The sequence below is a fragment of the Dapis purpurea BLCC-M126 genome (assembly GCF_050015975.1).
GTDB lineage: Bacteria > Cyanobacteriota > Cyanobacteriia > Cyanobacteriales > Microcoleaceae > Trichodesmium.
Genome location: NZ_JBNHER010000065.1, coordinates 107,876 through 121,509, shown reverse-complemented (window position 1 = coordinate 121,509; position 13,634 = coordinate 107,876). Strand labels below are relative to the sequence as shown.

Annotated in this window: 6 protein-coding genes and 1 pseudogene; 2 read left to right on the top strand and 5 right to left on the bottom strand. The window is 36.4% G+C overall.

The annotated features are described in order from the left end of the window. Nucleotides 1–395: 395 nt before the first annotated feature. Together ACP6PL_RS06330 and ACP6PL_RS06325 are read right to left on the bottom strand one after the other, a co-directional pair. The gene (locus tag ACP6PL_RS06330; protein ID WP_426543676.1) at nt 396–545 is read right to left on the bottom strand and encodes a hypothetical protein; all 150 of its coding nucleotides are present in this window, start codon (nt 543–545) and stop codon (nt 396–398) included. Nucleotides 546–791: 246 nt separating this feature from the next. Beyond that, a complete protein-coding gene (locus ACP6PL_RS06325) occupies nt 792–1,928 on the bottom strand; it encodes a hypothetical protein (RefSeq protein WP_426543674.1) in 1,137 nt (378 codons plus the stop codon). 531 nt (nt 1,929–2,459) lie between these two features. On the opposite strand from ACP6PL_RS06325, the gene ACP6PL_RS06320 reads away from it, so the two are divergent. Both ACP6PL_RS06320 and ACP6PL_RS06315 read left to right on the top strand, forming a co-directional pair. Next, nucleotides 2,460–2,978: a transposase gene (locus tag ACP6PL_RS06320; RefSeq protein WP_426543672.1), complete on the top strand. Its 519-nt coding sequence runs from the start codon at nt 2,460–2,462 to the stop codon at nt 2,976–2,978. A 39-nt stretch (nt 2,979–3,017) separates the two neighbouring features. Beyond that, a pseudogene (locus ACP6PL_RS06315) lies at nt 3,018–3,235 on the top strand (IS1 family transposase); the annotation flags it as partial. 242 nt (nt 3,236–3,477) lie between these two features. Here ACP6PL_RS06315 and ACP6PL_RS06310 read toward each other — a convergent pair. The 3 genes from ACP6PL_RS06310 to ACP6PL_RS06300 form a co-directional block, all read right to left on the bottom strand. Continuing rightward, nucleotides 3,478–4,143 (bottom strand): iron-containing redox enzyme family protein, encoded by a 666-nt coding sequence (locus ACP6PL_RS06310; RefSeq protein ID WP_426543670.1) that lies wholly within the window; start codon nt 4,141–4,143, stop codon nt 3,478–3,480. A 1,703-nt stretch (nt 4,144–5,846) separates the two neighbouring features. Next, on the bottom strand, nt 5,847–7,436 hold the full coding sequence (locus ACP6PL_RS06305; protein WP_426543668.1) for a flavin-containing monooxygenase: 1,590 nt from the start codon (nt 7,434–7,436) through the stop codon (nt 5,847–5,849). 566 nt (nt 7,437–8,002) lie between these two features. Further along, nucleotides 8,003–13,462 (bottom strand): trifunctional serine/threonine-protein kinase/ATP-binding protein/sensor histidine kinase, encoded by a 5,460-nt coding sequence (locus ACP6PL_RS06300; RefSeq protein WP_426543666.1) that lies wholly within the window; start codon nt 13,460–13,462, stop codon nt 8,003–8,005. Nucleotides 13,463–13,634 lie beyond the last annotated feature (172 nt).

The following is a 13,634-nucleotide window of genomic DNA, read 5'->3' as shown; positions in this document are numbered from 1 at the left end:
CGATCGCTACTTAGTATAACCTTGGACGGAAAAGATACCAAATGGGTTCTATATAGAAGCGATGTCTTTTTAACTAAATCTAACTAATATATTTCTCAAGAATTTTCTTAAGAAATCCAAGGAATCAAAGAGACAATTTTTCAATAATTTTTTCATTTATTGCCAAAATCTTTCAATCGGATTAACTTCGGGACAATAAGGAGGCTGAAATAGTAAAATAACATTATCAGGAATAGACAAATCATATCCTAGATCCCCACGACTTGAATGATATGAATCTCATCAGGATATGTTTCACAAAAAAGCTCTAAAATTTTTTTAAAGCCAGGGGTATCTACATGACTAAATTCATAAAAAAATGAGTATCCTGTTTGAGGTTCAACTAAACCATAAAGCTATAAATATTCAAACAACCATTGATATAAGCCAATGGGCTTAACTGCACAAGCAGTAATCTTTACCTGTGATAATTTTTTATCCAATTCTAGTTTATCTTGACACCAATAGGGGATTGGTAATTGCTTTTTATAAAATTTATTAATCAATTTAACTTGATTTTCTATCAGGTATGACAGTTTTTTTTGAGTTTTCTCTAGCTTCTTTAAGAGATTACTTCTAAAAGCGTAGCTTAAGTTTATGAAATTGGTATTACTTGGGATATATTACTTAGGGTAAAATTTACTTTCCGGAGAACTCTGTTGGATGTGGATGCAACTTTTTTGAAGCATGAAGTAACAGGTAGAGCTAGATTAAGATTTATTCAACCACCAGTTTTACATCTTAAGTGTAGTTCAGCTAAGTTGCAAGGGTTCGCCACATAAATATTTATCCAACCCCGACACAGCACTCAGCCGTGATGGGCCATGAAAAGCAAGAGCACATGAAGATGCAAGAAGGTAAGTAATTTCGGGTGATTTGACAAAGGCCATCCCACCTAATAGTTCTGTGGCACTCATTGCAACACGCTCAATAATACCTTGCACCAAATGACGTACAAATACTGCTTGTGCTACTATATTCTCACGGTTTTCATCATCATTTGCGATTGAAGCCAAACCTTGAAGTGCAGACATTGCACCCTCTAATTCAGTTGCAAGTGCAACACGCTCGGAGGGTATTCCTCTATTGGCTATAAAACAACGTTCAACTAAAGAACTACAAATACCAAGATATGCAGAAGAAGCCAATAGTTGAAACCAAATAAATGATCGAGCTACTACCTTATCAAACTTACTGGGAGCACCCATATTAAAAATATTTTCTTCAGATACATAAACTTCATTAAGTATCACTTCATTACTTTCTGTACCTGTAAGACCCAAGCTTTTCCAGAAGGGACAACGTTCTATTCCTGGAGAATCAGCTGGTATGACAACTAATGCTAATTCCTCTGGTTGACCATCTATTGTTGGGAGTATAACACTTGCAGTCATTAGATCCATCGACATAGACAAAGTACAGGGTTTTTTACTACCGCTAACAATTAAACCACCAGAAACACGCTTAACTTGCATATGTGAATCAAAGATACTAATGCCTGCTCGTCCCTCAGCAAAACCAGAAGAGAAAAAGAGATTGTTTTTTGCAACACGCTCGAATAAATCAAATTCTGACTTGTCAGGTGTCATTTCCTCAATCATAGCTACTGTAAAATGGTGCATAGTTGCGGCAACTGCCAATGAAGGAGAGCGGCTCCCAAGTGCACGTTGAATTTGGATAGCCTGAAATGGTGTTACTTGCATACCACCATATTTTGCAGGTATTACTAGCCCTGGTCCACCAAATTTACCAAAAAGTTTGATTGTTGGATTCGCTTGACTGCTTGAACTCTCTTGATTTTCCCTCTCCATAAAAGACATCTTGAGAAGAGCTTTGTCTAATCCTGGGAAAAATTTTTCGAGTGTTGTTCGTTCTTTGGCCAGAAACATATCTGGTAGTCCTATATATATAATGATAACTTAATTAAATCATTAATTTCTGATCTAATTATCTTAAAATACTACCTGATAACTTATTAAAAAATCAAAATTTAATTTTTAGGGGATATAGCTGTCGCTAGTGCAGAATGGCGGAAATAACTGACCAGTTATAAAATCCTAAAAGTCTTACTAATCAATACTTCTAACTTCTGACTTCTAACTTCTGACTTCTGACTTCCGCGTAGCGGCACTAGGCTCCCCCTTTCATGTCGGCGACAGCCGAAAACGCCAATTAGTATAACCAAGAGTTGGATAAATGCCATATTCAAGCAGTTTGACAGACAAAGAATGGGATCTTATTGAACCATCCCAGACCAAAAGAGAAGAAAACTTGTCCCACAAAATGGACTAAAAGACACATATTGGATGGTGTAATCTATCAACTTAAGAATGGTTGTAATTAGTGTGATTTACCTAAAGGATTTACCTCCTTAATCCAGAGTATTTTCGCATTACAAGCAGTGGTGAGAATCAGGGTTAATGGAGAAGATTTATAAATGCATTACATTCTTAACTACATCAACAGGTAAAGAAAAAACTAGATGGACAACTTTAATCATTATTGATTCACAAGCAGTCAAAAATACTTGTAATGCTGGCGTAGAGTCTAAAGGTTTTTGTTTTTACAAGATTACCAAGGGAATTAACAGACACCTAGCAGTAGATAGCCTAGGCTTTCATTTTTTTGTCCATTTCACCAAAGCATCAGTTTCTGATGACATGAAATTAATTGAAATTTTGTCACATAAAATTGATTACTTTGAATCTAAACCTGTAAACATTTCTATATCTCACAAGCCATCAAAGGCAGAGAAAAAACAGGAAAGAAAAACAGGATTTGTTCCTGTCAAAGCCAGGTGGGTTATAGAAAGAACCAACTCCTGGATGGAAAGGTGTAAAAGCTTGACCAAAAACTTTGAGAAAACTCTTGATAATGCGACAGCCAAGATTAATCTTTGTTTGATCCGACTGATGTTTAAGAGGTTAGCGTTCGCGTAGCGTGCCGTCAGGCATATCGCATAGATACCAAATGAGTTCTATACAGATTTATGGTCAGCTTCTGACATGATTTTTCCTGATTGCAGACATATATCTATCAGTTGGAAAGGAAAGTGCTTTAACTGCTAATCTAGAAAGATTAAATAATATTTTACGTCAAAGAATTTCCTGTTTAGTCAGGAAAACTTTAAAACTAGAAAATTCTAAACGGAGCTATTTGGTATTTTATTCATCATTATAATGAAGCGATCACCTGACCACAATTTTATCACTATATATACAGGACTACCTTTGCATATCTAATCCTGGGAAAAATTTTTCGAGTGTTGTTGATTCTTTAGCTAGAAACATATCTCACTCCTTGTGAATTTTACTTAATTCAAATCCATTATCTATAGTAATTTCCGTAAGCACTTATAACTTGATTCTTGGTATTCTTTTTTATAGCATTATATATGAGTCAAAAAACACTAAGAGTTTAAAAATTCCATCTTAGAAATCAGCACCCAAGGAATTCAGTGATAAACTTAATTCCTTTCTCACCGCCCTTGTAAATTTTACTTAATTCAAATCCATTATCTAAAATAATTTGCATTGCTTCATTACCTGATTCTTGGTGTTCTTTTTCTATAGCATTATGAATCAAAAAATACTCAGTGTTTAAGAAGTCTATCTCAGAAATACCAACAGCTATGCAAGTTTGTTTTAGCAATTCCAGAATTTGATAAGCAGGAGCTTCTAGGGAAACAATAAATCCAATTGCTTCTTCTTGGCTCATATGGGATAATTCGAGAACTGTTTTTTCAAATAAATCTAAGAAGTATGTATCTAATCTTTGAGTAATGGCATCGGCATAAGGAGATTTATTAATTAACTCAATCATTAATTTACTATGCATTTTGTATCTATTTCCGAAGCCACACTCGCCGTAAGCAATTTCTGCTAATAAAAATTGAACATCTGCAATATGTGCACGACTCAATGCCGCTCCAAGAAGTCGCGTTATCTGGGTAGAAATATATGACCATCTTTGTAAAAACTTGACTGGATTCTTTATGCCTGGCTCAGTTAGTTGCTTATGAAATTTTGACCGTAGTAAATTCTCAACATCTTCTATTGACCCTAGTGCATCTTTAACATTTTCTATGGATTGTAACGTTAGCATATTATACCTCTTTTTTTTTTTTGAGAATTTTTGTCAAATTATCCTTCAGTATTATTGAAAGATTTTGCGTTTATTGTATTTACTCAAAACTCCGGATAATTATATTTCTATATTGCCTTACCTAAGTGTGTTTTGGCAATCGATAATACTACTGAATTTGCATCGTTTTTGTCATCTAGTTTCAGTGAATTTTCGTATATTAAGTAGTCGTGCAAAATTATTTGTATACCATTTTCAAAAAATACTGTTACAGTGAAATAGGTCTTTAAATTAAAGTAGTTAAATTAAATCATAAGAAGAATTTATATATTACAAACAGAATCGGAATTAAAAAAATTTTTGTCCCAAGAAACAGATGGTCGAATTGAATTAGTATCCAGCACTCAGCTAGCTCCCTGAGTCGTTACTGCGAAATTCATCAATCGGCTTCTAGGAGCGTGTATAATAGGGGATACTCAAGAGAAGCCGCTCCGTGTCTAAAAACCCCCAAAAAAGCGCACCACTAATTTTTTCGCTCCTTTGTGGGGGACTGTTACCCTTGAATTTTTAGCGCTCCAGTTAAATACTGTTTACTTAGCATTGCGCAAAAAAAGCTGATAGCTGGTTGGAGAAAAATTACAAGAACTTTACTGGTTAAAAATAAAAAAACTACACACAATCGTATAAATAGCAGACATGCTCGGTTGTTATATAGTCATACTATAACGTTGGATTGGTGAATATCGGGAGGATCTCGGCTAACGTCAACATCGAATAGAAGCAATATTAAAGAGAAAAAAAAGCCCTAGAAGGCCAAGATTAGTAGCACCACAGATTGTCAATAAACTGGAGCTTGAACTCACAGAACCAGAAGGTTTTTTCAGCTACACTAAAGTACAACAATGGCTGCAGGTTTTTTTATGACCTAAAAGTTAGATATAGAATAGTAGATGAATTGATAAGATATTCGCTAAAAAGTAAGTTGAAAGTTCCACGACCTGTCAATATAAAGCAAAATAATGAAGCGTTTAAAGAGTTAAAAAAAACTTCAATTTCAAATATTAAACAAAATAAATATTAAGAAAAAAAATTAAGATATTAGAAAAATCATCATAACTTCTAAATCTTTGTGATTCTATTTTCTCCTGATTCCTGACTCCTAAATACTTAACTAATTTATAACTGTTTAATAGAATTTAATATCAGATATGAGAATTGAGATTTCTGTTAAAAGGATAGAATATAGCAGTTATCATAACATAAGATATATTTTTTCCTTATTCTCTATTTCCTGTTCTTTGTTTCCTCTTCCTTATTCTCTGTTTCCTGTTCCCTAAAAGTCTCCAATATCTCACAAGTCAAATCATATTGCTATATAGCAATGCTAAATTAGTTGTGACAATTTTTTTAATACTTGATTTGAGCTGAAAATCTTGAAAATTATGACTCCTGACTCCTAACTACTACCAAAATATTCCAATTTAAATAGGATTGCTATACCAATTGCCAAAGTTATGAAGTACAGTAGTTTTTCTTATCTTCTACTCTTATAATTCCCTTGAAGATTTTTTTCCGATTGTTGCTTTATTTCGTACACAAACAATGCTACCAGACATAATATAATATCAAGATTATTTAAAACTTAGTATACTGAATTTTTATGATTTTCAAGACTACTTATTGAAATAATTTTATTGTTTATGCTGTCTCTGTTATTTCTCTGGTTATTTTGACCATCTTATAAGGGGTAAATTACTTTTGATAAATTGTATTAAACGGGTTAGGATTAGTCTCATATCCTTAACGATAGACTTGAATCCATAGATAGCGCGACCTCTTAAACCAGCTAGAAAAAAATAATTAAATTGAGTAACTGGTAATTTCGCGATCGCTTCTTTTGCCCAAGTTTCCTTCTGTCCTGGACCTCGCAAACGAAACTGAGTTGCCTGAGTCGCACCATATACTAGACGGAGCCAGAGGCAAGGATGTAAGAAAAAGTATTTCCACAAAGGAGGTTTGCAGTCAATTAAGTCGGCTAGTTCATCCATATAAATATGATAATCAACCAAACTGCGGATGCGATGAGCATTATGTTCAAACTGTTGTAAATACTTCTGTCGATCCAGAGATGCCACTTCCTCCATTGCTGCTACAGCAGGAAGAGTCTTTTCCCCAGTACAGATTAAGCCAAACAATCTGGCTTGCATTTCCATTATTGGAAACTGACTACCGAAACCTGGACGTGCCCAGCCAATCCAAACTATTTTATCCCCATACTGGGAATGAAACATATGTTTGTAAAGACTTCGAGGGTCAGTTTCCTTTAGTTCATCGGGAAGGAAAGACACATAGTTTTGGTAACCAGTACAAAATACTACCGCATCTAGCGAATGCAGGGTTTCTCCATCGGCAGTCAGTAGCGTTCTGCCCCCATCTTCTACTCCGATTATTTCGCCGACTACTTTACACCCATGATAGACGATCGCCTTAGGTAAGGCATAAGTTTTAGTTCCGTAAGTTCCCCAAATTCCATTTCGAGACTTGACCTTCTGGTTCAGCTTAACTGCTGTTTTCTCGACTTGATCTTTGTAACTTGACCACTGCCGAGAGATAATTTTACTCAAAGTATGCCCATATTCTCTTGGCAACCCGTATATGCCCCTATTAGTACCGGTATCGTTAGCACATTTGCCTCTCTTGCGAGGTACTACAAACCCAGTTGAATTGCGAAGGCTAACCCAGCAATTGTTGGCAACCCGAGATATTTCTAAGGCTACGTCTGAAGCTGACTCGCCTCCGCCCACTACTAATACATTTTTGCCTACAAAGTTATTCGCATTGCGATATTTCTGAGAATGAGAAAACTCCACCTCAGTTAATGAATCTTTCCACTGGGGATAATTCGGGATACTGTTGTTACCGATCGTCAATGCCAATCGTTTTGAAAGCACAGTCTCTCTAGAGGCTAGTTGAACTTGCCACCCTTGATTACTTTGCTCAGTCACTCCAACAACTTTGGATTTGAACCGAATTTTACCCCAAACGCCAAAATGTTTGGCATATCTTTTCCAATAGTCAACTGCTTCGTTCTTAGTCCAAAATTTGTGTTGGTTTCCATCACCCATCCAAAAATCTGAAAACATACTATAAGTGCAAGAGGAAGTTAGCACTAAATTGTCGTATGTATTGGCAAAAACACCTCCGACACTTTCTGCTTGCTCCAAACAAACGACCTCGCTTAGTCCTTGTTCGAGTAATTCTTTGGTGGTAACTAGACCTCCTGGGCCAGCTCCAATTACAATACAATCTAACATTATATTAAACTCCTAATTTTTTGATGGTTTGTAGTCAAAAACGGATTCCCGCCTTCGCCCTGATGTATCATTGGCTTAAAAAAGGCTCATGGAAGCGACCAAAGCATGGCAGTTTTGTGCTCCGTGATGACATCACTCGGCTATATAGGTGCTAAAAAATTAGCTCCGAGAAATATACCTGAAGACAAGCCTTCTTCTCTTAGACTAGTCCCTCCAGCAATCACAGAACTAAAAACTATTGTCACAGCTACTTGCTAATAGTCTAAAAGATAGGAAAATGCCCCAGATGCAGCCAGTAGGCTAAACCATAACTTCCAAAAAAATAGGGCAATGGATATCAAAATTCTTTGTACTGATCTTTTACAATAGACATCTCCAATGATAAAAAATTAAATTAATTATACCACAGAAATTACCAATTCTTTCCCCCTGCTCCCTACTCCTTCTTTTCTGGAGAGGTCTCATGCTTATAATTGACTTTCAATACCTCACCTCCAATAATCAAAAACAAAATCAGTAGTCATTATTTTATTGCAAGTGAAACGAAGCAATTACACAGTGATTGCTTATTTTGATGTCAATTGAGGTTTTTCACCGATTATTGGCAATTGGATATAAAAGGAGGTCCCTTTACCCAACTCCGACTCTACTTCTAGGCGACCTTCATGTTTTTCTTCAATAATTTGTTTAGCGATCGCTAATCCCAAACCAGTACCTTTACCGACTTCTTTAGTAGTAAATAAATGGTCAAAAATTCGTGTTTTCACCTCTGGACTAATCCCTTTTCCATTATCACTAATTGATATTTTCACTTGCTCATTTTCAGTTATTGTTTTAATAATAATTTTATTGGGATTTGCTTTAATCTCCTGGAAGCTACGCCCGTCATTAGAATCATCTAAAGCATCAATGGCATTTGCTAAAATATTCATAAATACTTGATTTAACTGACCAGGAAAACAATCAACTTGTGGTAAATCACCATAATCAGTGATAACTTCAATTGCTGGACGTTGTGTGTTAGCTTTAAGACGATGTTTAAGAATTAAAATAGTACTATCTAGCCCATTATGAATGTTGAACTTGACTTTATGATATTTATCAGCACGAGAAAAAGTTCTTAAACTAATACTAATATTTTTCAATCTGTTGGCAGCCACAACCATTAAATCTATCATTTTGGGTAAATCTTCTAGGTTATAATCCAAGTCGATTTCATCTGCATGTTTAATAATTTCCTCACTAGCTTGCGAGAAAGTTTCTTGATATAATTTTAGGTGTTCGATAATATCTGTAACGATGGGTTTAGTTTGTTGGAGAGTAGCTAAAATGAAGCCGAGGGGATTATTCATTTCATGTGCTACACCAGCAACTAAATTACCCAATGCTGACATTTTTTCGCTTTGAACAATTTTTAATTGTGCTTGTTGTAAATCTTTTAATGCTTGTTGAGCTTGTTGATAAAGTCGAGCATTTTCTAGAGAGATTGCCGCTTGGGAAGAAAGTAGATTGATAACTTGTAGGCGTTGTTTGGTAAATACGCCGCTTGTGAGTTGATTTTCTAAATAGAGAATACCTACTAAATTACCTTGATTAATAATTGGTGTACATAAAATACTCTGGGGTTGATATTCGAGCATATATTCCTCAATTATTCCTGAAATATCTGTTTGACAATTATCTATAAGAATAGTTTCTTGGGTATTCTTGACATAGTTGATAATTTTTCTAGGAATATTTTTGCAAGTCTCTATTGATTCTAAGTCAAGGATAGTTTGTATTTGTTCTGGGGAAGTTTCTTGATGATTAATAAAGGTAATTGCTTTAACGTGCCAAGTTTCATTTTTGGGAAGAATTAATACAGATTTTTTAGCACCGGAGTTTTCCAAAATAATTTTTGTAAGACTGGTAACGAGTCGATCTAATTCAATGCTACTGGAAATAGTTTGAGCAGCTTTAAGAATAGAAGCAAAATCTAAGGCATCGGAAATACTTGTGTTGCCACTGGTAGAAATGTGAGTAGATGAAAATTTCTCAACAAAAGTGATTTTTTCTATGGTTTCCAAGGGGGTGATAGTAACTTGTTGCTGTTGCAGAATGGGTTTGAGTAGTTGAGGATAGCGTTTTTCTAAGTCTGAATTTTTAGCTTTGGCTCCCCAGCGGGCGTAGCAGTAGTAAGCTTCTTGCATATAACCAGCAGCAATTTTCTCTTTGCCCCAGTTGAGATAGAATTTAGCAGCCAGTTCGTTGCCTAAGCCTTCTTCTTGGATGTAGGAGTTTTCGTTAGCTTTAGCAATGGCGCGATCATAGTAATCAAGGGCTTCGGCTTTGTTACCCAAGACCTGATGACGCTCTGCCTCCACTAGCTCAAATTTGTGCAGATAGTTACTGGGAGAATGATGTGCCCATTTTTTCATCTTTTCTTGATTCGCTCCGACTTTAGTCAGAATGCCTTCTCGTTCCGATTCATCAATCTGGGGAAGTACCGAAAGTCTCGCTAGAGAATCATAAAAATGGAATAAGGGAACATCCACATAACCCACAACTGCATTTAAATATGGCTCTACTAAATCAGCGATCTTCAACGCTGTTAGTTGATCGTCAAACCAATAGCAGAGAATTAACTTTTGAATATAGTATTTACATAGTGTGGTTTGGTTGTTAGCTGCTTCAGCCAGTGGGACCATTATTTGCTCATCATAGGCACTTCCACGCAATTCCCAAGGGAAATCGTTCATACCCATTAGGTTGAAAATTGCCTGACGACAAATGTTATGAATTTGGCTCACAGATTCTTGTCGAATTTTACTGATTTGTTCACTATGGGCTGTCATTTCCTGTTCCAATTCTGACAATTCTTTACCCATAAAATAAGAATGGTAGCCATACATATAAATTGCCCAAGCCGTATGAAATAAATCACCACTTTCTAGAGCATAAGTATAACACTCCAACAGAGGTTTTAAGGTTGAACCAAGAAACTGCCGCCAATGAGTAACGATGGCGCTGACAGGGTAGAGAGATTTGGCCTTCAATTCCTTGGCTGGGAATTTTTCCAATAGGGTTAAACTCAGTTGCCCAAAATCAAACCCCTCCTCAATTTCTCCTGTCATGCTGCACAGAATGCACCCATAAGCCGCATAAGCATGGGCAGATAGGTCAGTATTACCATATTGCAACGATAAATCGACTTGTTTCAAAACACTCAAAACAAACAAAGGAGGAGAAACTTGATAGGCAATTGGGATAATACTCGATAAAATTTGCATGGCTGCTTTGGATTCAACCATCTCCATTTCTGGTAAACCAATTAATTCTAAAGGAGCTTTCTCCTGCCAAAAAGTTTTGTTTTTTGCTAATGCTTGCTGAATATCTGACTGACTGGGGGATTCAGGCAAACTGAATCCTAGGCTATTGAGAACTGTGAGGGCTACGTCTAATGCTTTGGGGAATTCGTTCTGGCTTCCATAACCCTGAATTTTCACATCATAGACTTTGATCCTATCTAGCAACGTTGGCGTTTGTTTTAATACTACTTCTATTAATCGCTCCATCTCCTCAAAATTATTACCTAGATAAGCAACTTCTGCGGCGGACTCATACAAAGATCGAGTGAGATCATAACATTGAAGCCAACTATCGAGTGGTAACAGCTCGATTCCCAGCATTAAATACTCGAAAGATGCAGCATAAGCATTAGCAACTTTAGCTTTGCGTCCAGCAATCAGGTTCAAATGAGCCAGTTCATTTCTCTGCTCTGGTTCGGTAATCAGATCCATCCCCATATTTAATTGGTTGACAATCTCAAAAATTCGCTCCTCCCTTTCTGTTTTTGAGGTGTTGTGTAACAATAATTGACCAATCTGCAAGTGGGTTATCTGCTTTTGGTCTTCAGGAATTAAAGAATAAGCTGCTTGCTGAACGCGATCGTGGAGAAACTTGTAAGTTGCAGTCTGGCCGCTATCATCAACCACTGGAGTTATTTGTTCTACATACAATTTATACAGTTGACCTTGGGGCAGAATTAATCCTTCCTGTAAAGCTTTCCACAAAGCCTTTGCTGTATCTCCAAGTGATTTTTCTGAAACGACCGCCAGAGTAGTTAAATCAAATTTGTTGCCAATACAACCCGCCAATTTCAGAACTGCCTGAGTCTCCACCGATAGTTTCTGCAACTGCAATGCCATGAATTCCACTACATCATCAGTCAAAGCTAACTGTCGCACCACTGCTATATTGCATTCCCAGTAACCTTGTTCTGGCTGGAACTGAATCCAACCATTTTCGTGCAAAGCTTTGAGAAACTGAGTAGTAAAAAAGGGATTACCTTTGGTTTTTTGATATACCAACTGTGTCAGGGGTTGAGCTAGTTCTTCGCTACAATTCAATGTATCTGCTAGCAAATGATTTACTGTCATTTCCTCTAGGGGTTGCAGGGTAATAGTATTGACTACTGCTCCTGCTTTCTGAATCTGTTCCAGGGTCAGCATTAACGGATGCGCTGGAAACACCTCATTGTCTCGATAAGCTCCCAAAATTAGTAAGTATCCACAATTTACTTCATTCATCAATAATTGCAGTAACTGGAGGGAAGCTAAATCTGTCCATTGCAAGTCATCTAGAAAAATCACTAAGGGATGTTCTTTTGTGGCGAACACTTGGATGAATTTTTGAAATAGTAAGTTGAAGCGATTTTGGGCTGCAGCTCCAGATAGTTCTGTGATTGGCGGTTGCTTCCCAATAATTTGCTCTACTTCCGGTATCACCTCCACAATTACTTGCCCGTTTTCCCCAACTGCAGCCAGAATTTTGGTTCGCCATGTTGCCAGTTGGACATCGTTTTCACTGAGTAGTTGTCCCATCAAGTCACGAAATGCTTGCACAAAGGCAGACAGAGGAATGTTGCGATTAAACTGGTCAAATTTGCCTTTGATGAAATATCCTTGTTGACGGGTAATTGGCTTGTGGACTTCATTAACTATTGCTGTTTTCCCAATTCCGGAAAATCCTGCTACTAGCATCATTTCTGATGTGCCATTGGTGACGCGATCAAAAGCTTTTAGCAAGGTGGAAACTTCTTTTTCTCGCCCATATAGTTTCTCGGGAATCAGAAAGCGATAGCATACATCTCTCTGAGCAATTTCAAAATCATAGATTTTGCCAGTTTCTTTGAGTTGCTCTAAACAATTTTCTAAGTCATATTTCAATCCCAAACCACTCTGATATCTGTCTTCGGCATTTTTTGCCATCAACTTCATCACAATATCTGAAAGTACTTGTGGAATCTCTCCCCTGTTCTCTGTTTTTGTAAAGCTTGTCGATAATGGCATAGGCATTTGAGCAATATGACAATGCACCAATTCCATGAGATCATCAGATGTAAATGGTAATTCTCCTGTTAATAATTCATAAAATGTCACACCTAGGGAATAAAAATCGCTGCGGTAGTCTATCCCTCGGTTCATCCTACCTGTTTGTTCAGGGGAAATATAAGCGAGGGTTCCTTCTAAAATATTAGGACTTTTAATTTCTTGAGTTTCTTTAGGTAACAGAGAGGCAATACTAAAATCTATGAGTTTAACTTGTTTTGTTTGGGGATGAATCAGAATATTTGCAGGTTTAATATCTTTGTGAATTACATTACTTTGGTGTAGTTTACGGAGAATATTAGTTAATTGAATAGCAATCTCTAAAAATTCGACAATTGAAAGGATATTAGTTTTAATATATTCTTGTAAAGAAATTTCCCCGTTATCTTCCATCACTAAAATATAACCATTACCATAATATTCTAATGATAAAGGACGAATAATACCGGGAATATTGAGATTTTTACTAATGTTATATTGGTTGCGAAATTGTAGTAATTCGTTGAAGCTAGGATATTCAGATGTCAGCATTTTCATGACTACTGCAAGTGATTCTGGTTCTCGGATAGCTCGATATACTGTAGTTCTAGAGCCTACATATAGTTGAGAGCTAATTTTATATCCGGGGATTACAGGGGGAGAGCTTGGAGTGGTCATTTTATAGTTACCTCATAGTAGAAGTTTATTTTCGCCTGAAACAATAGTATAGCAAAACTTTTTTGTTCATATATCAGCAGTGGGAAAATTAGAGCCAAAATTTAGAGGCAAAATTAGGAGCAAAGCTACTGAAATTATTTACAAAAAAATAGTAAGTGCCTTAAGATCGAGT